The following is a 20548-nucleotide window of genomic DNA, read 5'->3' as shown; positions in this document are numbered from 1 at the left end:
GACCGTCCGACACCCGGACCAACACCTAGACCGGGCCGCCCCCCGCGTGCGGCGGCACGGCGCCCCGCGGCCGACCCCCTAAGATCGGCGCCAGACCCGAGCCCCCAGCCCCGCCGTGACGACCCGCCCCAAGCCCGCCGCCAGCCCCCGCCGCCCGACGATGACCGACGTCGCCAAGGCGGCCGGCGTCTCGCAGTCCACCGTCTCGATGGTGCTCAACCACATGAGCGGCGCACGGCTCGCGCCCGAGACCCGCGCCCGCGTGTTCGAGGAGGCCGCCCGCCTGGGCTACCGCCTGCCGCGGCGCGACGGCCAGCCCGAGCCGCAGGCGGCGCTGGCCGGCGCCGGCGGCGCTGGTGGCGCTGGCGGTGCGGTGCCGCGCACCGTCATCGGCTACCTGGTCGACGAGATCTCGACCAGCCCGCACCCGGTGGTCAGCGTCGACGGTGCGCGCGATGCGGCCTGGGAGCACGGCTGCGTGCTGGCCGTCCACGTCACCCGCGGCAACACCGCGCAGGAGGCGGCCACACTGGCCGCCCTCGCCGCCCATCCGGGCCTGCTGGGCATCGTCTACTCGACCATCTTCACCCGCGAGGTGCGGCTGCCCGAGCCGCTGCGCGCGGGCCACCTGCCGGTGGTGCTGCTGAACTGCCATGACGACGAGCTGCGCCGCCCGGCCATCGTGCCGGGCGAGGTCGGCGGCGGCCACGGCGCCACCGAGCACCTGATCCGCCATGGCCACCCGCGCATCGGCTTCATCAACGGCGAGCCCTGGATGGAGGCGGCCAAGGACCGGCTCAAGGGCTACAAGCGCGCGCTGGCCACCGCCGATCTGCCCTTCGACCCGGCGCTGGTGCGCGACGGCGACTGGATGTCGGGCTCGGGCTACGACGCCACGCTGTCGCTGATGCGCGAGCCGCGCCCGCCGACCGCGCTGTTCTGCGCCAACGACCTGATGGCCATCGGCGCGCTGGAGGCGCTGCGCCAGCTCGGCCTGCGCGTGCCCGAGGACATCTCGGTCATGGGTTATGACGACCAGGAGATCTCGCGCCACACCCACCCGCCGCTGACGACCATGGTGCTGCCCAACTACGAGATGGGGCGCGCGGCCGTCGAGGCGCTGCTGGGCCTGGCCACCGGCCAGATCGCCGACACCGCGCCGGCCGGCCGCCGCTGGCTGACCAAGATCGACTGCCCGCTGGTCGAGCGCGAGAGCGTGCGCCGGCGCTGAGCGCACCGGCCACCGGCCCCCAGCCACCGGTCCGGCCGGCGTCCGCCACGCCGCCCGCCCCCACGTCCGCAGACCCCAGGGTGGGCCCGCCCCGGCCACCCACGGGTTATCACTGATTTTTGCCAATATTATTAGCAGCAGAATCCGCCGCCATCAGCAACACGCGACGCCGGCCGCACCGGCGCACGACCATGGCCGGTATCGATCTGCACGCCGTCTGCAAGCGCTACGGCGACCACACCCCGGTGATCCGCGACGTCGACCTGAGCATCGCCGCGGGCGAGTTCTGCGTCTTCGTCGGCCCCTCGGGCTGCGGCAAGTCCACGCTGCTGCGCATGATCGCGGGCCTGGAGGACATCAGCAGCGGTGAGCTGCACATCGGCGGCCAGCGCATGAACGACGTCGCCCCGGCCCAGCGCGGCGTGGCCATGGTGTTCCAGAGTTACGCGCTGTTTCCGCACATGACGGTGCGCGAGAACATGTCCTTCGGGCTGGAACTGGCCGGCACGCCCAAGGCCGAGATCCGCCGCAAGGTCGACGAGGCCGCCCGCGTGCTGCAGCTCGATCACCTGCTGGACCGCAAGCCCAAGGCCCTGTCCGGCGGCCAGCGCCAGCGCGTGGCCATCGGCCGCGCCATCGTGCGCCAGCCCGGCGTCTTCCTGTTCGACGAGCCACTGTCCAACCTCGACGCCGCGCTGCGCGTGCAGACCCGCTTCGAGATCGCCAAGCTGCACCGCGAGTTCGGCCACGCCTCCACCGTCTACGTCACCCACGACCAGGTCGAGGCGATGACGCTGGCCGACCGCATCCTGCTGCTCAACAGCGGCGAGGCGGTGCAGCGCGAGGGCAGCGTGGCCCAGTGCGGCACGCCGCTGGAGCTCTACCACCGGCCACGCAACCTGTTCGTCGCCGGCTTCATCGGCTCGCCCAAGATGAACGTGCTGGCCGGCCGCCTGGTCGAGGCCCGCCCGGGCCTGGCCCGCGTGCGGCTGGACAGCGGCGAGGAGCTGGCCGCCGCCGTCGACGCGCAGTCCCTGCCGCCCGACAGCCCGGTGAGCCTGGGCATCCGCCCCGAGCACACGGTGCTGGGCAGCGCGGTGCAGCACCTGGTGCGCCCCGTGCAATGGCAGGAGCGCCTGGGCGACGCCACCTATCTGTACCTGGACAGCGGCCGCCAGGACGGCCGAACCGAAGCCCCGCTGGTCGCCCGCGCCCCGGGCCAGACCCACGCCAGCCCGGGCCAGCGCGTGGCCATCGGCCTGCCGGCCGACGCGCTGCACCTGTTCGGCCCCGACGGCGTCGCGCTGCCGCGCTGCGTGACCGAGGCGGACCTGCCGCTGCCCGAAGCGGCATGAAACGGCATGAAGCGACCTGAAACCGCCTGAAGCGACCGCCCCCTTCCCGCCCACCTGCGGTGCCCGCCCGCGCGCGGCATCCACCACGCCCCACCGCCATGCAACTCGGCGTCTGCTACTACCCTGAACACTGGCCCGAAGCCCTGTGGGCCGACGATGCCGCGCGCATGGCCGCCATCGGCATCCGCGTGGTGCGCATCGCCGAGTTCGCCTGGAGCCGCATCGAGCCCGAGCCCGGCCGCTTCGACTGGGCCTGGCTGGACCGCGCGGTGCAGACCCTGCACGCCGCCGGGCTCGGCATCGTGATGTGCACGCCCACCGCCACGCCACCGAAGTGGCTGGTCGATGCCCATCCGGACATCCTGGCCCACGGCCTGGACGGCCGCGTGCGTGGCTTCGGCTCGCGCCGCCACTCCTGCTTTTCCAGCCGCAGCTGGCGTGCCGAATCGCGCCGCATCAGCACCGCGGTGGCCGAGCGTTATGGCCAGCATCCGGCCGTGGTCGCCTGGCAGACCGACAACGAGTACGGCTGCCACGACACCGTGCTGTCGACCTCGCCCGACGCCCGTGCCGCCTTCCGCCGCTGGCTGGAGAAGCGCTACGGCAGCGTGGCCGCGCTCAACCGCGCCTGGGGCACGGTGTTCTGGAGCCAGGAGTACCGCAGCTTCGACGAGGTGGATCTGCCGGTGGGCACCGTCACCGAGGCCAATCCCTCGCACCGGCTGGACTGGCGGCGCTTCGCCTCCGACGAGGTCGCGGCCTTCAACCGCGAGCAGGTGCAGATCCTGCGCCGGCATTCGCCCGGGCGGCCGGTCAGCCACAACTTCATGGGCTTCTTCACCGGCTTCGACCACCACGACGTGGCCGCCGATCTGGACATCGCCACCTGGGACAGCTACCCGCTGGGCTTCACCCAGGACTTCTTCTTCAGCCCGCAGGAGAAGGTGCGCTGGGCGCGCACCGGCCATCCCGACATCCCGGCCTTCCACCACGATCTCTACCGCGGCATGTGCGCGGGCGGCCGCTGGTGGGTGATGGAGCAGCAGCCCGGCCCCGTCAACTGGGCGCGCTGGAACACCGCGCCGGCCGACGGCATGGTGCGGGCGTGGACCTGGCAGGCCTGCGCCCATGGCGCCGAGGTGGTCAGCTACTTCAGGTGGCGCCAGGCGCCCTTCGGCCAGGAGCAGATGCACACCGGGCTGCTGCGCCCGGACAGCGTCACCGCGCCCGGCGGCCACGAGGCCGCGCAGGTCGGCCGTGAGCTGCAGGCCCTCGGCCCGGCACTGACCGACGCGCCGCTGCCGCAGCCGGCCGTCGCACTGGTGCTGGACTATCCGTCGCTGTGGATGGCCCAGATCCAGCCCCAGGGCGCCGACTACGACCCGGTCGAGCTGTGCTTCCGCGTCTACAGCGCGCTGCGCGCGCTCGGCCTGGACGTCGACATCGTCGGCCCGCACGCGGCCCTCGGCCGCTACGCGATGATCGTGCTGCCGGCCCAGCTGCACGCGGCCGACGACCTGGTGCAGCGCCTGGCGCAGAGCGCGGCGCAGCTGGTGCTGGGCCCGCGCGCCGGCGCCAAGACGGTCGACCTGCAGTGGCCGGCCGACGGCCCGCCCGGCGCGCTGGCCGACCTGGCCGGCGCACGCGTGGGCCGCGTCGAATCGCTGCCGCCGGGCCTGACCGAGACGCTGACCTGGGACGACGGCCGCCAGGCCAGCGCCAGCCGCTGGCGCGACCACCTGGAGCCCACGGGCGAGCAGACCGTCACCGTCGCCCGCCATGCCGACGGCAGCCCGGCCGTGCTGCGCCACGGCCGCGTGCACACCGTGGCCGGCTGGCTGGACGAGGCCGGCTGGCAGACGGTGCTCGGCGACGCCGCGCGCGCCGCCGGCCTGCGCCCGCAGACCCTGCCCGAAGGCCTGCGCATCAGCCGCCGCGGCGCGCTGACCTTCGCCGTCAACTTCACCGATCAACCGCTGTCCTGGCGCCCGGCCGCCGACGACAGCGCCCCCGATGCCCCACCGCCCGAGCGCCTGCTGGGTGAGGAGCAGGTCGCGCCCCAGGGCGTGACGATCTGGCGGACCTGACGGCGCCTGAGACCCAGGCACCGCCCGGCCCGACGACATCCCGCGCCGCCTCGACGCGACGCACGACAGGAGACCCGCTGTGACGTCCCGCAAGACCCTGAATCCGCCGCAAGCCCCCCGCGCCACCGCCCGCGGCGCCGCGCTGGCCATCGCCCTGGCCGCCGTCGCCAGCCTGGCCCAGGCCGGCACGCTGGTGATCAACACCGACGCCTCCGATCCGGCACCCAAGGCGGCCTGGGACCACATGGCCAAGGCCTTCATGGCGGCCAACCCGGACGTGCAGGTCAAGATCAATACCTTCGATCATGAGGGCTACAAGACCTCGATCCGCAACTTCCTGACCGCCGATCCGCCCGACATCGTCACCTGGTACGCGGGCAACCGCATGGCGCCCTTCGTCAAGGCCGCCCTGTTCGAGGACGTGAGCGACGTCTGGGCCAAGGAAGGGCTGACCGACAAGCTGAAGTCGGCCACGCCGTCGATGACGATCAACGGCAAGCAGTGGGGCGTGCCCTACACCTACTACCAGTGGGGCATCTACTACCGCAAGGACGTGTTCGCCAAGCACGGCCTGACCGTGCCCAAGGACTGGAAGGCCCTGCTGGAGGCCTGCGCCAAGCTCAAGGCCGCGGGCGTGACCCCGTTCGCCATCGGCACCAAGGCGCTGTGGCCCACCGGCGGCTGGTTCGACTACCTCGACATGCGCGTCAACGGCTACGGCTTCCACATGGACCTGACCGCCGGCAAGGTGCCCTACACCGACAAGCGCGTGCAGGCCGTCTTCGACCGCTGGGACGAGCTGGTCAAGCCCGGCTACTTCCTGGCCAACCACGCGGCCATCGACTGGCAGGACGCGGTGCCCGCCTTCGTCAAGGGCGAGGCCGCGATGTACCTGATGGGCAACTTCGCGGTCGATCCGATGAAGAAGGCCGGCCTGACCGAGGCCCAGCTGGGCTTCATGCAGTTCCCGAAGATCAACGACGTGCCGATGGCCGAGGACGCGCCCACCGACACCGCCCACATCCCCGCCAAGGCGAAGAACAAGGCCGACGCCCGCCGCTTCCTGGCCTTCATGGCCAAGGCCGAGACGCAGACCAAGGTCAACGAGATCCTGGGCCAGCTGCCGGTCAACAAGGACGCCACCCGCCCCACCGACACCTACCTGAAGGACGGCTTCGCGATGCTGTCGGGCGCCGCCGGCCTGGGCCAGTTCTATGACCGCGACGCACCGGCCGAGATGGCCAAGGCCGGCATGGAAGGCTTCCAGCGCTACATGATCAAGCCCGAGAGCCGCAAGGAAGTCCTCGAGCGCCTGGAGAGCGTGCGCAAGCGCGTCTACAAGTGAGGAGCATGCCGGTGGCCGACGTGCGCCTGAATCCGGTGGCCAGCCCGTCCGCGGGCCGTCCCCTTCCGCTCGCCCACGGCGCGTCACCGGCGGTCGCCGCGGCCCCGGCGTCCTGGTGGGCCCGCCACCAGCGGCGCCTGGCGCCGTGGCTGTTCCTCAGCCCGGCGCTGCTGCTGTTCCTGGCCTACGTCATCGCGCCCATCGTCGAATCCATCGGCCTGAGCCTGTACGACTGGGACGGCCTGGGCCAGCCCGCCTGGGTCGGCCTCGGCAACTACCGCGAGCTGATGGAGGACCCCGACTTCCACACCGCGCTGAAGAACAACCTGATCTGGCTGTTCGGCTTCCTGCTGGCCATCCCGGCCGGCCTGGGCCTGGCCCTGCTGCTGAACCAGACGGTGTTCGGCATCCGCGCGGTGAAGTCGCTGTTCTTCTTTCCCTTCGTGATCTCGCAGGTCGTCATCGGCCTGGTCTTCACCTGGTTCTACAACCCGGCGCTCGGCATCGTCGACAAGGTCTTCGGCCTGTTCGGACGGCCCGATCTGGCCGTGCTGGCCGACGAGCAGTGGGTGACCTGGGCCATCGTGGCCGCGGGCCTCTACCCGCAGATCGCCTACTGCATGATCCTGTACCTGACGGGCCTGAACAACGTGCGGCCCGACCTGATCGAGGCCGCGCGGCTGGAGGGTGCGCGCGGCTGGACCATGCTGTGGCGCATCGTGCTGCCGCAGCTGCGCCCGGCCACCTTCATCGCGGTGGTCGTCACCGTGGTGGGCTCGCTGCGCAGCTTCGACATGGTCTCGATCATGACCGCCGGCGGCCCCTACGGCTCCTCGCGCGTGCTGGCGTACTACATGTACGAGCAGGCGCTGTCCGAGTACGGCTACCGCATGGGCTACGGCACCGCCATCGCCACCGTGCTGTTCGCGATCATGCTGGTCTACATCGTGTTCGTGCTGTGGCGCATCCGGCAGCAAGAGAAGGACCTGCACTGATGTTCCCGACACCGATCCAGCGCACCTCGCGCGCCACGCAGGCGCTCTACCGCATCGGCCTGCCGCTGGCGCTGCTGGTGTGGCTGCTGCCCATCATCGCGGTGGCGCTGACCTCGATCCGCGGCCAGGGCGACATCGCCAGCGGCAACTACTGGGGCTGGCCCAGCCAGTGGCAGATCGCGCAGAACTACGGTGACGTGTTCCGCCACACGCCCATCCTGCGCTACATCGGCAACAGCTTCCTGGTGACGGTGCCCACCGTCATCGGCGCGGTCGGCCTGGCCTGCCTGGCCGGCTTCGCCCTCGGCGTCTACCGTTTCAAGGGCAATCTGGCGCTGTTCTTCCTGTTCGTCGGCGGCAACTTCGTGCCGTTCCAGATCCTGATGGTGCCGGTGCGCGAGCTCAGCGTGCAGCTGGGCCTGTACGACACGATCAGCGGCCTGGTGCTGTTCCACATCGCCTTCCAGAGCGGCTTCTGCACCTTCTTCATGCGCAACTTCATCCGCGATCTGCCCTATGAGCTGATCGAGGCCGCGCGCATCGAGGGCGCCAGCGAATGGCAGATCTTCCGCCGCGTCGTGCTGCCGCTGGTGCGCCCGGCGCTGGCCGCGCTGTCCGTGCTGGTCTTCACCTTCATCTGGAACGACTACTTCTGGGCCACGGTGCTGATCCAGGGCGAACACGCGATGCCGGTGACCGGCGGGCTGAAGTCGCTCAACGGCCTGTGGGTGGCGCAGTGGCATCTGGTGTCGGCCGGCTCCATCGTCGCCGCGCTGCCGCCGGTGGCCATCTTCTTCCTGATGCAGAAGCAGTTCATCGCCGGCCTGACGCTCGGCGCCACCAAGGGCTGACCGGCCCCTTCCCCAGCGCTTGCCGCGCCGCCCCATGGACCTCTTCGATCCCGAACAGCACAGCCACCGCCGCCGCAACGCCCTGACCGGGCAGTGGGTGCTGGTGTCGCCCCACCGCGCGCGCCGGCCCTGGCAGGGCCGGCAGGAGGCGGTGTCCGCACCGGCCCTGCCGGCGCATGATCCCGGCTGTTATCTGTGCGCCGGCAACACCCGCGTCAGCGGCCAGCGCAACCCCGACTACCGCGGCCCCTGGGTGTTCGACAACGACCACCCGGCGCTGCAGGCCGAGGTGCCGGGGCTGGCGGACGCGTCCTGCGCCGCCGACGGCCCGGGCCCGGCGGCCGCTGGCGATGCGCCTGCCGCCAGCACCCGCGCGGCCAACAGCCCGGCCGCGCCGGCCGCGGCATCGGCCGCCGCCCTGTTCCAGGCCGCCCCCGCCCGCGGCACCGCCCGGGTCATCTGTTATTCGCCCGACCACGGCCGCGGCCTGCCGCAGCTGTCGGTCGACGAGATCACCGCCGTCGTCGACACCTGGTGCACGCAGAGCACCGAGCTGGGCCGCCAGCACGCCTGGGTGCAGGTCTTCGAGAACAAGGGCGAGCTGATGGGCTGCTCGCAGCCCCATCCGCACGGCCAGATCTGGGCCACCGGCCACCTGCCCGACGCCGCCCGCGACGAGGACCGCGAGCAGCGCGCCTGGGCCGCGCGCCACGGCCGCCCCCTGCTGGCCGATCTGGCCGCCGCCGAGCTGGCCGACGGCCGCCGCGTCGTGCTGCGCACCGACGACTGGCTGGCCATCGTGCCCTGGTGGGCGACCTGGCCTTTCGAAACCCTGCTGCTGCCACTGCGCCCCGCCCGCCGCCTGGAAGACCTGACGCCCGCGCAACGCCGCGATCTGGCCCTGGCCCTGCAGCGGCTGACCGCGCTCTACGACCGCCTGTTCGACTGCCCGTTTCCCTATTCGATGGGCTGGCACGGCGCACCCCACGCCCGCCCCGACGAGCCGGCGCTGGACGAGACGGCCCGCGCCGCCGCCGACGCCGCCTGGACCGTCCACGCCCACTTCTACCCGCCGCTGCTGCGCTCGGCCACGGTGCGCAAGTTCATGGTCGGCTACGAGATGCTGGCCGAGCCCCAGCGCGACCTGACGCCCGAACAGGCCGCCGAGCGCCTGCGCGCCCTGCTGCCCCCGACCTGAAGCCGGGCCCGGCCTGCCCGCCCCCTCACGCCCCGCCGCCCGCCCCCACCATGAGCCTCGACCCGCTGCGCCAGCGCGCCGCCACCGCCTTCGACCACGCCTTCGGCGGCGCCCCCACCGCCTGGGTGCGCGCCCCCGGCCGCGTCAACCTGATCGGTGAGCACACCGACTACAACGCCGGCTTCGTGCTGCCCTGCGCGATCGACTACCAGACCGTCATCGGCCTGCGCCCGCGCGCCGACCGCGCGGTCCACGTCGTGGCCGCCGACCACGGCGCGGCCACCGACACCTTCGACCTCGACGCCCCGATCACCCGCCGCCACGACCCGCTGTGGGCCGACTACGTGCGCGGCATGGTCAAGATGCTGCGCGAGGACGACCATGCGCTGGCCGGCGTCGATCTGGTGCTGGCCGGCGACGTGCCGCAGGGCGCCGGCCTGTCGTCGTCGGCCTCGCTGCAGGTCGCGCTCGGCCAGGCCTTCCGCGCGCGCTGCGACCTCGACGGCCTGAGCCCGACCCGCATCGCCCAGCTCGCCCAGCGCGCCGAGAACCGCTTCATCGACGTGGCCTGCGGCATCATGGACCAGCTGATCTCGGCCCGCGGCCAGCGCGGCCACGCGCTGCTGATCGACTGCCGCAGCCTGGAGGCCGAGCCGGTGCCGCTGCCCGCCGGCATGGCGGTGATGATCATCCACAGCCGCGTGCGCCGCGGCCTGGTCGACAGCGCCTACAACGAGCGCCGCCAGCAGTGCGAGGCCGCCGCGCGCCACTACGGCGTGCCCGCGCTGCGCGACATCGACGAGGCCACGCTGCACCAGCACCGCGCCGGGCTGGACCCGCTGGTGTGGCGCCGCGCCCGCCACATCGTGACCGAGAACGCCCGCACGCTGCAGGCCGCCGAGGCCCTGCGCGCCGGCGACCTGGCCCGCCTGGGCACGCTGATGGCCGCCTCCCACGCCTCGATGCGCGACGACTTCGAGATCACCCACCCGGCGGTCGACGCCCTGGTCGAGGTGACCCGCGCGGCGATCGAACGCGACGGCGGCCAGGGCGGCACCCGCATGACCGGCGGCGGCTTCGGCGGCTGCGTCGTCGCCCTGCTGCCGCGCGAGCGGGTGGACGCGGTGCGCGCCGCGATTGCCGACGGCTACCGCGCCCCCACCGGCGAGCCAGCGACGGTGTGGGTCAGCGGCGCGGCGGACGGGGCGTCGACGTTCGAGGGCTGACGCTCAGGTCAAGGAGACAGCCGATCGGCGGCGGGTGGGCCGGGCCGGGCCCCGGACCCCGGACCGTCAGCACCGCCCGGAACATCGCCCCTCAGCCCGCCGTGGCCCCCTGGTCCGCCGACGGCAGCAGGCCCAGCGTGCGCAGCTGCTGCTCCAGCTCGGCCACCGTGGCCCAGGGCAGGATGGGCGCGTTGGCGCGCTCGTCCGGCGGATGGGTCGGCAGTTCGTCCGACCAGCCGCCACAGCCCACCAGCGGCAGCAGCGGCCGCCGGTGCAGCCAGGCCAGATGCACCTCGGACTTGGTGCCCGCCCGCCCACCGATGACGATGCAGGCATCGCCGGCCAGCGCCATCAGCAGATTGCGCGCATCCCCCATGCCACAGGGCACGACCACCGTGGCCGGCCAGTCCGGCGGCGGCATCTCGCCCGGCGGCACGATGCTGAGCACCAGCCCGCCGGCCTTCACGGCGTGCTCGGCCGCCACCCGGGTGGCCGGACTGCCACAGCCGCTGACCACGGTGACCCCGAGCCGCGCCAGCGCCTGACCGGCCTCGGCCGCAAGGTCATACGCCGGGCTGCCGGGCTCGGCACTGCCGAGGATGCAGATCTGGGGCTTGCGGTAGGTCGGGGTCATGCGGATCGACTCCTCAGGTGGGTCAAGGGGCGCCGGGCGGAGGGGAAGCGGCGGGGCGAGGTCGGGGAGCGTCACGCGATGCGCTCGAAGCGCGGCCGCCGCACGCCGTCGATCACCACGTCCTCGAAGAACATCGCGTGCGGCCGCACCCAGTCGCCGCGGGCGGCATAGAGCGGGCGGTAGAGCACCATCGGCTCGCAGGTCTCACTGTGGCGCACGCAGCCCAGCACCTCGTACTCGCCGCCCTTGTAGTGGCGGTAGCGGCCGGTGGGGGTGTCGGGGAGCGGGGGCAGGTCGTCGGTGTCGGTGGTCATGGGGTGGATGCTACGTGGGGGCTCGCTAAGAATTTGTGCAACAGAGCCGTCCTCACCAACGCCGACATCGGCACACCGGTCGCCTGGACCGGCAGCGACAGCCCCCCCCTCAAGATCACCACTGACAAGCACGCCGCCGTAGGCCAGCCGAGCCCTGCGCTGGAGTAGACTGCACAGAATCCTGTCATCTACCCCGCAAAGGAGCCGGCCATGGGCTTTTCAGCCCGCGACGTCGTGCCGTTCACCCAGGCACGAGCGAACCTGTCCGAGCTGGCCGACCAGGCCAAGGCCGGCGCCGAAAAGATCATCACCAAGAACGGTGAAAGCTACGTCGCGCTGATCGACGCCGACCGGCTGGACTACTACCACCGACTGGAGCGCGAGCGCATCCATCTGCTGCTGATCGCCGATGCACAACGCGGCCTGGCCGACATCGAGGCCGGCCGCACCGCTGGGGCCGATACCGCCATTGCCCAGCTTCAGCAGCGCCGCGCCGCAGTTGCAGAGGCAGCAGGCAAGATCGCCAAGAAGCGTGACTGAGGATCTGTACCGGATCGAGCTGACCGCGAGCTTCCTAGAGCGGCTGGACGCCATCGAGGCGTTTCTGATCGAAGCCGACGCGGCCTTTGCGTTTGACGACCTGCTGGCCGAGCTGCGCGCCACGGTCATCCCGAACTTGGCCCGCTTCCCCCGCATCGGCCGGCGCTACCTGGACAACCCGCCGCAGTCAGCGGAGGCGCTGGCCCAGCTTGCCACGCTACCGCAGGGCGCTGCCAGTGCGCTGCGCGAGTACCTGCACGGCGACTACCTGCTGATGTACGCGGCCATGGATGCCGAGGCGACGGTGTACCTTCTGTCCATCCGCCACCACCGACAACTCTCCTTCGACTTTGCGCGCCTGTGGCCCGGCGCCGGAATGCCCCCTTCAGCATGAACGCAGTAGAAATCGAGCAGGCCCTGTCAGAGCTAGCCTTCCAGCCCTTCAACGCGGCGGAGTTCCCCTTTGCCTTCTTGGCCGCCTTCGGCAACAAGGACACCACGCTCAAGCGCCTGCGCACGGGCAACAACAACGCCTCTGACGTTGCGGGCGGCGTGCTGCTGCGCAACAACATCCACCTCGCGGTCTGCGCTTCCGGGGCAGTAGGCGACACGCTCAAGGCCCTTCGCACCAGCCTGGCCACGACGAAGGCCAAGGCCAAGTTCATCCTCGCCACCGATGGCCAGACGCTGGAGGCTGAAGAGCTAGTCAGTGGCGAAACCATCGCCAGCGCCTTCCCCGATTTTCCGAACCACTTCGGCTTCCTGCTGCCGCTGGCCGGCATCTCCACCATCAAGGAGATCAAGGACAACCCCATCGACGTGCGCGCCACGGGGCGGCTGAACAAGCTGTACGTCGAACTGCTGCGCGAGAACCCGGCCTGGGCCTCGGATGAGCGCCGCAGCGACATGAACCACTTCATGGCGCGCCTGGTGTTCTGCTTCTTTGCCGAAGACACCGACATCTTCAACGGCAACGGCCTGTTCACCCAGACCGTGGACCAGATGAGCGCCAGCGACGGCAGCAACACCCACGAGGTGCTGTCCGAGATCTTCCGCGCCATGAACATCAAGGTGGCCGACCGCGCCACCGCCTTGCCGCGCTTGCCCAACTGGGCCAACGGCTTCCCCTACGTGAACGGCGGCCTGTTCTCCGGAAGCACCGAGGTGCCGCGCTTCACGCGCATGGCGCGCACCTACCTGCTGCACGCCGGGGCGCTGAGCTGGCGCGAGATCAACCCCGACATCTTCGGCAGCATGATCCAGGCGGTGGCCGACGACGAAGAACGCGGCGCTCTGGGCATGCACTACACGAGCGTGCCCAACATCCTGAAGGTGTTGAACCCGTTGTTCTTGGACGACCTGCGCGCCGCGCTGGCCGAGGCCGGTGACAACGAGCGCAAGCTGCTGAACCTGCGCAAGCGCATGGCGCGCATTCGGGTGTTCGACCCAGCCTGCGGCTCGGGCAACTTCCTGGTCATCGCTTACAAGCAGATGCGCGAGATCGAGGCAGAGATCAACCGCCGCAGGGGTGAAGTGCATTTGGGCAGCGAGATTCCGCTGACCAACTTCCGGGGCATCGAGCTTCGCAACTTTCCGGCAGAGATCGCCCGCTTGGCGCTGATCATTGCCGAGTTTCAGTGCGACGTGCTGTATCGCGGGCAGAAGGACGCGCTGGCGGAATTTTTGCCGCTGGATGCCCAGAACTGGATTGTTTGCGGCAATGCGTTGCGGCTGGATTGGTCGAGCATTTGCCCGCCGACGGGGACCGGCGTGAAGTTAGCTGCGGATGATCTGTTTGATACGCCACAGGATCAGGCGCAGATCGACTTCGAAAATGAGGGCGGCGAGCTCTACATCTTCGGCAATCCACCGTACTTGGGCGCGCGATGGCAGGACGACGCGCAGAAGAGCGACATCCAAGCCCTCTTCGCTCATCGTTGTAAAAACTGGAAGTCACTCGACTATGTTTCGGGTTGGTTCATCAAGGCCAGCGACTACATGGGACATGGCAGAGCACTCGCTGCCTTTGTGACCACGAACTCGGCGTGTCAAGGGGTTCAAGTCCCCACACTTTGGTCCATGCTCTTTTCAGATGGCTGCGAAATCTTCTTCGCGCATACCAGCTTCAAGTGGCAAAACCTTGCCAGCAAGAATGCTGGAGTGACCGTTGCCATCGTCGGCTTTGGCAAGAACATCCGGGGCGCCAGGCGCTTGATCTCGGCTACCGATGATGGCAATTCGATTGTGAAGATCGCGGAGAACATCAATGGCTATCTGACGGCGGGCCCAAACATTGAGGTTCAAAAGACAAGCAGCCCGATGGGTCCGCAGGCCGAAATGACCTTCGGCAACACGCCGATAGACGGTGGCCACCTACTTATGGATACGCAGGAGCTGCAAGCACTCGGCCTATCTGCAGAACAGACTTCGCGATTGACCCGAAGGATCTACGGTTCGTCGGAGTTCATTCGCGGCATTCCGAGACACTGCCTTTGGATTTCTGATGGCGATCTCGCAGAGTCCATGTCGATCCCGGCCGTAAGAAATAGATTCGATCTGGTCAAAGAGTCCCGCAAGAAAGGCGGTACAACGGCAAGGGAGATTGCCAATCGCCCACATCAGTTCCAGCGGATGAATGAAGGACAGATTCATTCAATCGTGGTGCCGGGGGTCAGTTCAGAAAATCGCCCCTTCCTGCCGGTTGGGCTGATTGAGTCAGGTTCAGTGCCGAGCAACAAGTGCTTTGCGCTGTATGACGCGCCACTGTGGAATATGGCCTTGATCGCCTCGCGTCTTCATTGGGTTTGGATTGGCACGGTTTGCGTGCGGATGCGCACCGATTTTTCGTACTCCAACACCCTCGGCTGGAACACCTTTCCCGTCCCGCTGCTAACCGAGCAAAACAAGGCCGACTTGACCCGCTGCGCCGAAGACATATTGCTGGCCCGCGAGGCGCATTTCCCCGCCACCATCGCCGACCTGTACGACCCGGAAACCATGCCGGACAACCTGCACCACGCCCACGAGCAGAACGACGAGGTGCTGGAGCGCATCTACATCGGCCGCCGCTTCAAGAACGACACAGAGCGGCTGGAAAAGTTGTTTGAGCTGTACACCAAGATGACGGCGGCCGAGAAGGTCAAGCCTGCAGCGAAGGCCGCCAAGGGAAAAAAGAAAACATCATGAGCGACCACGCCAACAACCCGACCAACGCCTACACCGTGCCCTCGGTGTCCATCGCCACTGCACGCACCGGCGCATCCAGCAAGGCCAACGAGCTGGGCATGCGCGCCATGCAAGAGCGCGCCTACGCCAAGCGCGGTGAGCAGTACCTGCTGATCAAGTCGCCCCCGGCTTCGGGCAAGTCACGTGCGCTGATGTTCATTGCGCTCGACAAGCTGCACAACCAAGGCCTGCAGCAGGCCATCGTGGTGGTGCCTGAGCGGTCTATCGGCGGCAGCTTTGCCGATGAAGCCTTGACACGGTTCGGCTTCTACTGGGACTGGCAGGTGGCCCCACAGTGGAACCTGTGCAACGCGCCAGGTGGGGACGAGCCCCGTGCGGCCAAGTCCAAGGTGGCCGCAGTGCGCCAGTTCTTGGCCAACAGCGACAAGGTGCTGGTCTGCACGCACGCCACCTTTCGCTTTGCGGTGGAAGAGATGGGCATCGCGGCTTTCGACAACCGGCTGATCGCCATCGACGAGTTTCACCACGTCTCCAGCAACCCCGACAACGTGCTGGGAAGCCAGTTGGGTGCCTTCATCGCCCGCGACAAGGTGCACCTGGTGGCGATGACGGGCTCCTACTTCCGTGGCGACAGCGAAGCGGTGTTGGGCCCGGCGGACGAATCCCGCTTCGAGACCATCACCTACACCTACTACGAGCAGCTCAACGGCTACCAGTGGCTCAAGTCGCTGGACATCGGCTACTTTTTCTACACCGGGCCGTATGTGGATGCGGTTACCAAGGTGCTGGACCCAGCACTGAAGACCATCGTCCACATCCCCAACGTCAACGCGCGCGAAAGCCTGAAGGACAAGCAGCGCGAGGTGGACGAGATCATGCACGGCCTGGGCACCTGGACCGGCGTTGATGCTGTCACCGGCTTCCACCTGGTGCAGACCCAAGCTGGCCGGGTGCTCAAGGTGGCCGATCTGGTGGACGACAGCGACGCGGCCAAGCGCACCCGCGTGCTGGGAGCGCTGAAAGACCCGGCGCACAAGGACGACCGCGACCACGTGGACGTGATCATTGCGCTGGGCATGGCCAAGGAAGGCTTCGACTGGATCTGGTGCGAACACGCGCTGACCATCGGCTACCGCAGCAGCCTGACCGAGATCGTGCAGATCATCGGCCGCGCCACGCGTGACGCCAAAGGCAAGGAGCGCTCGCGCTTCACCAACCTGATCGCCGAGCCCACGGCCGAACAATCTGCCGTGACCGAGGCCGTGAACGACATGCTCAAGGCCATCTCGGCCAGCCTGTTGATGGAACAGGTGCTGGCACCGCGCTATGAGTTCACGCCCAAGAATGCTGGCGCGCAGGACGGCTTCAACTACGGACCGGAGGGCTATCAAGAAGGTCGCACCAACGTCGGCAAGAACGAGGCGACGGGCCAGTACCACGTCGAGATCAACGGCCTGGCCAAGCCGGAAACGCCGGAGGCCACACGCATCTGCAAGGAAGACCTGAACGAAGTGGTGACCAGTTTCTTGCAGGACAAGACCGCGTTAGAACGCGGCCTGTTCGACAAGGAAAACACGGTGCCCGAAGAGCTGACGCAGTTGCGGATGGGCAAGATCGTGCGCGAGCGTTACCCGGAGCTGAGCGAGGGCGACCAAGAGGCCATTCGACAGCACGCCATCGCGGCCATGAACATCACCCAGCAGGCCAAGCTGGCCCTGGCGCAGGCCGATGCACAAGGCAGCAGTTCGGGCGGTGGCGCGGTGCAAGGCAGCACGGCGCTGCTGGACGGCGTGCGCAAGTTCGTCAACGTGCGCGACCTGGACATCGACCTGATCGACAGCATCAACCCGTTTGACGCCGCCTACTCGGTGCTGGCCAAGGCAATGGACGAGAAGTCATTGCGCCAGGTGCAGGCCGCCATTGCGGCAAAGAAAGTGAGCATCCCCGAGGAAGAAGCGCGCGACCTGGCCAAGCGGGCCCTGCAGTTCAAGAACGAACGGGGCCGTGTGCCGGACATCAACTCGGCCGATGCCTGGGAGAAACGCATGGCCGAGGGCGTGGCCGCCTTCGCGCGCTACCGGGCACAGGCCAAGGCAGCGCAAGCACAGGGAGGCGCCGCCAATGGCTGACATGGACGACGACGAACTGCTGGATGCGCTGGGTGTTGAAGTCGCCCCGCTCAAGGCATCCAGCCGCACCCCGCGAGAGGAACGCATCATCGCGGGCTTTGAAGACATCCTGCGCTTTCACCAGGCCCACGGACGTGGACCACAGCATGGTGAAGGCGGTGACATCTTCGAGCGCCTGTACGCCGTGCGCTTGGACCAGCTGCGCAAGCTGCCAGAGGCGCGTGCCTTGCTGGCCGCGCTGGACGCGCCGGGCCTGCTGGCAGGCGCATCCAGCGCCGCGGCCGATGTCGATGTCCTCGACGAAGACGCCTTGCTTGCCGAGTTGGGAATCGGCGATGTTGCACAGGCAAATGACGACCTCACCGTGCTTCGCCACGTGCGATCCAGCCTGGAAAAGCGTGCCGCCGAAGAGGTGGCAGACCGCGAGCCCTGCAAAGATTTCGAGACCTTCCAACCCCTGTTTGAGCAGGTGGAACAGGAGTTGAAGGCCGGCGTGCGGAAGGCGCTGCGCTTTGGTCGCGATGCCAGCGTGGCCGATGGCAACTTCTTCGTCCTCGGCGGTCAACTCGCCTACGTGGCCGAGGTGGGCGACACCATCAAGGCCCCGAATGGCGAAAGCGATGCGCGCTTGCGCGTCATTTACGCCAACGGCACCGAGAGCAACTTGCTTCGTCGATCCCTGCAGCGCGCCCTGTACAAGGACGACACCGGCCGGCGCCTGTCCGACCCCGACATGGGGCCGCTGTTCGGCGGCGAGGCCGAGCCCGACGACATCGAGTCCGGCACGATCTACGTGCTGCGCAGCAAGTCCAATCACCCGTTCGTCGCCGCGCACCGCGAGCTGATCCACAAGATCGGGGTGACGGGCGGCAAGGTGGAGACGCGCATCGCCGGGGCGGACAAGGACGCCACCTACCTGCTGGCGGACGTTGAGGTGGTCGCCACCTACAAACTGCACAACCTGAACCGTGTGAAGCTGGAGGCCATCTTTCACCGGCTGTTTGGCGCGGCGCAGATTGACTTGACTATTGAGGATCGGCTTGGGAATCCAGTCAAGCCACGGGAATGGTTTCTTGTGCCCTTATCTGTGGTTGATGAAGTGGTTCAGAAAATCATAGATGGTTCGATAACGGGCCACATATACGATATCAAGATTGCCCGCCTGTCAAAATTATGAGCCGGATGGCATCCGCCTCACTCCAGTAACACAACGCCAAAAATCGAGAATCCCATGACACTACTGAACCTTTCCTACGCCGAGTTCGAGAACGAGCCGAGGTTCTGGAGACTAAACCTCCTGGACTTTGGCCCTTCAAATCTGGTCGTCGGCAAGAACGCAACAGGAAAATCACGGCTTATCAGCGTGATCACCGGCCTAATGGGAATAATATCTGGCGCAAGACCGAATGCCCTCGATTCCGGAACCTATAGTGCCGAATTTCTAATTGAGGAAAAGAGGTATGTTTATGAGATATCATTTAAACAGAAAATTGTCCAACATGAACGCCTTTCCGTTGACGGAACAGATCGACTAACTCGCAATGAAACGGGTCAGGGATCAATATATTACTCTAAAGAGGATCGGTATCTGGAGTTCGCAGTGCCGACTGGGACCATTGCTTTACAGGCAAAGAAGGACCAGTTGCAGCACCCGTTCATTGTTGACATTTCAAACTGGGCCTCGTCTTCCGCAACATACATTTTTGGAAGTGATTTCGGAAGGTCCAGATTACACGTAGCAGCACAGCAAACATCAGTGATCGAAGAGCTTCAAGCAAGCTCAAATAAGGAAGATCCAGATGATGCTGTCGGCACGTACATAGCTGGGTACAAGCACTTTGGTGACGCCTTTGATCGGGCAATCATTGAAGACATGGGGAAATTGGGTTACGCACTCCGAGAGGTTGCAGTAGAACCGTTGGATCCTGGAATTGCCATGGCCCCCCATGGTGCGCCACTGTTGTCATTGGTTGTGGTTGAACGAGATTTGAGCCCCCGAATTCCTCAAATTTTCCTATCGCAGGGCATGTTCCGAGCGCTTGCGCTTACCATCAAGCTGAATTGGAGCACTTTCTCAGGGAGAAAGGGCCTGATCCTAATTGACGACCTGGGTGAAGGCTTAGACTACGAGCGGGCGTGCGCAGCAGTAGAAATTGCCATGCAAAAGGCTGCCAGCGGGGCCTGCCAAATAATAATGACGAGCAATGATCGTTTCGTCATGAACTCAGTTTCCCTCGATCATTGGATCGTCCTCCAACGAAATGGCCCCGAGGTCAAGGGCTACACCTCCAGAAACTCACCCAACGAATTCGAGAGCTTCCGATTTACGGGACTCAGTAATTTCGATTTTTTCACCTCTGGCGGTTTCCACTAAGATGACGAAGCTCGCAATATTTGTTGAGGGGCACACCGAACTAGAGCTCACAGTTAGTTTGCTGGATGCGATCTGCGGGAAGAATGGTATATCAGTTAAGGTCTTGAAGCAACATAAAGGGTCGCTTCAATTTATCGAAATGCGCGGCACTGATCCAGCGCCAGCCTTTGCTCTGGTAGCAAACTGCGCATGTGATGGTCAAGTAAAGACTCAGATCCGTGACCGGTATGCTGATCTCGTGCGCGCGGGGTATTCAAAGATTATTGGATTGCGGGATGTTTACCCAGAAGCCCGAGGCAATACACAGAAAATCGAACAAATGCAAATGTTCGGCATGCCAACGCACCCCCTTCCAATTGACATGCACCTGGCAATCATGGAAGTCGAATCTTGGTTTCTTGATGAGTTAACACATTTTCAGCGCATTCATCCAAATCTAACGTTGCCACGCATTACTGCTGCCGGGTTCGATCTTGCCAACAAGAATGGCAGCAGCTGGGATCACCCAGCAGAAACCCTGGACACAATTTACAAACTAGAGGGTCGCCGCTATCGAAAGAAGATCCCCCACATAAGGAGAACCATAAACTCAATAGATATGGATGAGTTCTATCTAACATCACGAGGCCGATCGCAGAGTCTATCAAAATTTCTAAAAAGCATCGAAGACGCCATCTTTCCAATAACCCCGAAAGCACCGTAAACTCTCGCGCACTTCTAATTGAGTTTGAGAGCCAGATCGCGGGCATTGCGGTGGGTATATCGCTTCAGCATTTGAAGGGTCTTATGTCCCGTGATGCTGGCCACCTCCATTGGGGCACTTCTTGAAACCCCGCGCCTGATGGGCGCTTCTTGAAACCCCGCGCCTGACGCCCGCACCCCGCGCCGACCTGCGGCAACATCGCCCCTCATGATCAGCCCGCGCATCAAGCCCTGGCGCACTCTAAACTGAAGTGCAACACCTGAACTGAATCAAAGACCTGAGGCGATGGGCCAAGCATATTCAAGCCTGAGCATCGAGGAGCGCACGCAGATCAGCCTGCTGCGCAGCCAGGACGTGAAGCCGGCGGAGATCGCCCGGCA

17 protein-coding genes are annotated in these 20548 nt (G+C 66.7%); 15 read left to right on the top strand and 2 right to left on the bottom strand.

Going from position 1 to position 20548, the window contains the following annotated elements; genetic code table 11:
* The first annotated feature begins 160 nt into the window (after positions 1-160).
* From AACH11_RS23685 to galK, 8 genes are all read left to right on the top strand, one after another.
* Entirely contained in the window at positions 161-1231 is a 1071-nt protein-coding gene (locus AACH11_RS23685) for a LacI family DNA-binding transcriptional regulator (protein ID WP_341376757.1), read from the top strand.
* 191 nt (positions 1232-1422) lie between these two features.
* The gene (locus AACH11_RS23680; RefSeq protein ID WP_341376756.1) at positions 1423-2586 is read left to right on the top strand and encodes an ABC transporter ATP-binding protein; all 1164 of its coding nucleotides are present in this window, start codon (positions 1423-1425) and stop codon (positions 2584-2586) included.
* 98 nt (positions 2587-2684) lie between these two features.
* On the top strand, positions 2685-4673 hold the full coding sequence (locus AACH11_RS23675; protein ID WP_341376755.1) for a beta-galactosidase: 1989 nt from the start codon (positions 2685-2687) through the stop codon (positions 4671-4673).
* Positions 4674-4752: 79 nt separating this feature from the next.
* Positions 4753-6018: an ABC transporter substrate-binding protein gene (locus tag AACH11_RS23670; RefSeq protein WP_423228809.1), complete on the top strand. Its 1266-nt coding sequence runs from the start codon at positions 4753-4755 to the stop codon at positions 6016-6018.
* Positions 6019-6023: 5 nt separating this feature from the next.
* Positions 6024-7013 (top strand): carbohydrate ABC transporter permease, encoded by a 990-nt coding sequence (locus AACH11_RS23665; protein ID WP_341376754.1) that lies wholly within the window; start codon positions 6024-6026, stop codon positions 7011-7013.
* On the top strand, positions 7013-7864 hold the full coding sequence (locus tag AACH11_RS23660; RefSeq protein ID WP_341376753.1) for a carbohydrate ABC transporter permease: 852 nt from the start codon (positions 7013-7015) through the stop codon (positions 7862-7864). Before AACH11_RS23665 ends, AACH11_RS23660 begins: the two co-directional genes overlap by 1 nt.
* Before the next feature lie 34 nt (positions 7865-7898).
* The gene (locus AACH11_RS23655; RefSeq protein ID WP_341376752.1) at positions 7899-9062 is read left to right on the top strand and encodes a UDP-glucose--hexose-1-phosphate uridylyltransferase; all 1164 of its coding nucleotides are present in this window, start codon (positions 7899-7901) and stop codon (positions 9060-9062) included.
* A gap of 50 nt (positions 9063-9112) precedes the next feature.
* Positions 9113-10288, top strand: coding sequence for a galactokinase (galK, locus tag AACH11_RS23650; RefSeq protein ID WP_341376751.1), 1176 nt, complete (start codon positions 9113-9115; stop codon positions 10286-10288).
* Positions 10289-10379: 91 nt separating this feature from the next.
* Here the strand turns inward: galK and AACH11_RS23645 are convergent, their stop codons facing one another.
* Complete coding sequence (locus AACH11_RS23645; protein WP_341376750.1) at positions 10380-10922, bottom strand: SLOG cluster 4 domain-containing protein; 543 nt, start codon at positions 10920-10922, stop codon at positions 10380-10382.
* Positions 10923-10993: 71 nt separating this feature from the next.
* Positions 10994-11236 (bottom strand): DUF1653 domain-containing protein, encoded by a 243-nt coding sequence (locus tag AACH11_RS23640; protein ID WP_341376749.1) that lies wholly within the window; start codon positions 11234-11236, stop codon positions 10994-10996.
* 210 nt (positions 11237-11446) lie between these two features.
* On the opposite strand from AACH11_RS23640, the gene AACH11_RS23635 reads away from it, so the two are divergent.
* Genes AACH11_RS23635 through AACH11_RS23605 form a run of 7 tightly spaced genes read left to right on the top strand, consistent with a single transcriptional unit; the run spans position 11447 to position 20168 of the window.
* A complete protein-coding gene (locus AACH11_RS23635) occupies positions 11447-11776 on the top strand; it encodes a type II toxin-antitoxin system Phd/YefM family antitoxin (protein ID WP_341376748.1) in 330 nt (109 codons plus the stop codon).
* A complete protein-coding gene (locus AACH11_RS23630) occupies positions 11769-12170 on the top strand; it encodes a type II toxin-antitoxin system RelE/ParE family toxin (RefSeq protein ID WP_341376747.1) in 402 nt (133 codons plus the stop codon). Before AACH11_RS23635 ends, AACH11_RS23630 begins: the two co-directional genes overlap by 8 nt.
* Entirely contained in the window at positions 12167-14962 is a 2796-nt protein-coding gene (locus tag AACH11_RS23625; RefSeq protein WP_341376746.1) for a class I SAM-dependent DNA methyltransferase, read from the top strand. The genes AACH11_RS23630 and AACH11_RS23625 overlap by 4 nt, the downstream gene beginning before the upstream one ends.
* Positions 14959-17091, top strand: coding sequence for a DEAD/DEAH box helicase (locus AACH11_RS23620; protein WP_341376745.1), 2133 nt, complete (start codon positions 14959-14961; stop codon positions 17089-17091). The genes AACH11_RS23625 and AACH11_RS23620 overlap by 4 nt, the downstream gene beginning before the upstream one ends.
* Positions 17084-18268 (top strand): GIY-YIG nuclease family protein, encoded by a 1185-nt coding sequence (locus AACH11_RS23615; RefSeq protein WP_341376744.1) that lies wholly within the window; start codon positions 17084-17086, stop codon positions 18266-18268. The genes AACH11_RS23620 and AACH11_RS23615 overlap by 8 nt, the downstream gene beginning before the upstream one ends.
* Positions 18269-18322: 54 nt before the next feature.
* Positions 18323-19465, top strand: coding sequence for an ATP-binding protein (locus tag AACH11_RS23610; RefSeq protein WP_341376743.1), 1143 nt, complete (start codon positions 18323-18325; stop codon positions 19463-19465).
* Between the two features lies 1 nt (position 19466).
* The gene (locus AACH11_RS23605) at positions 19467-20168 is read left to right on the top strand and encodes a hypothetical protein (protein ID WP_341376742.1); all 702 of its coding nucleotides are present in this window, start codon (positions 19467-19469) and stop codon (positions 20166-20168) included.
* Positions 20169-20548: the final 380 nt, after the last annotated feature.

The organism is Pseudaquabacterium rugosum (genome assembly GCF_038066575.1).
Lineage (GTDB): Bacteria > Pseudomonadota > Gammaproteobacteria > Burkholderiales > Burkholderiaceae_C > Pseudaquabacterium > Pseudaquabacterium rugosum.
This window is presented reverse-complemented; position numbering and strand designations above follow the sequence as displayed.

Bases quoted from the DNA above. Each gene is read 5' to 3' on its own strand.
- AACH11_RS23685 (WP_341376757.1), top strand. From the start codon at position 161: ATGACCGACGTCGCCAAGGCGGCCGGCGTCTCGCAGTCCACCGTCTCG.
- AACH11_RS23680 (WP_341376756.1), top strand. From the start codon at position 1,423: ATGGCCGGTATCGATCTGCACGCCGTCTGCAAGCGCTACGGCGACCAC.
- AACH11_RS23675 (WP_341376755.1), top strand. From the start codon at position 2,685: ATGCAACTCGGCGTCTGCTACTACCCTGAACACTGGCCCGAAGCCCTG.
- AACH11_RS23665 (WP_341376754.1), top strand. From the start codon at position 6,024: ATGCCGGTGGCCGACGTGCGCCTGAATCCGGTGGCCAGCCCGTCCGCG.
- AACH11_RS23660 (WP_341376753.1), top strand. From the start codon at position 7,013: ATGTTCCCGACACCGATCCAGCGCACCTCGCGCGCCACGCAGGCGCTC.
- AACH11_RS23655 (WP_341376752.1), top strand. From the start codon at position 7,899: ATGGACCTCTTCGATCCCGAACAGCACAGCCACCGCCGCCGCAACGCC.
- galK (WP_341376751.1), top strand. From the start codon at position 9,113: ATGAGCCTCGACCCGCTGCGCCAGCGCGCCGCCACCGCCTTCGACCAC.
- AACH11_RS23645 (WP_341376750.1), bottom strand. From the start codon at position 10,922: ATGACCCCGACCTACCGCAAGCCCCAGATCTGCATCCTCGGCAGTGCC.
- AACH11_RS23640 (WP_341376749.1), bottom strand. From the start codon at position 11,236: ATGACCACCGACACCGACGACCTGCCCCCGCTCCCCGACACCCCCACC.
- AACH11_RS23635 (WP_341376748.1), top strand. From the start codon at position 11,447: ATGGGCTTTTCAGCCCGCGACGTCGTGCCGTTCACCCAGGCACGAGCG.
- AACH11_RS23625 (WP_341376746.1), top strand. From the start codon at position 12,167: ATGAACGCAGTAGAAATCGAGCAGGCCCTGTCAGAGCTAGCCTTCCAG.
- AACH11_RS23620 (WP_341376745.1), top strand. From the start codon at position 14,959: ATGAGCGACCACGCCAACAACCCGACCAACGCCTACACCGTGCCCTCG.
- AACH11_RS23615 (WP_341376744.1), top strand. From the start codon at position 17,084: ATGGCTGACATGGACGACGACGAACTGCTGGATGCGCTGGGTGTTGAA.
- AACH11_RS23610 (WP_341376743.1), top strand. From the start codon at position 18,323: ATGACACTACTGAACCTTTCCTACGCCGAGTTCGAGAACGAGCCGAGG.
- AACH11_RS23605 (WP_341376742.1), top strand. From the start codon at position 19,467: ATGACGAAGCTCGCAATATTTGTTGAGGGGCACACCGAACTAGAGCTC.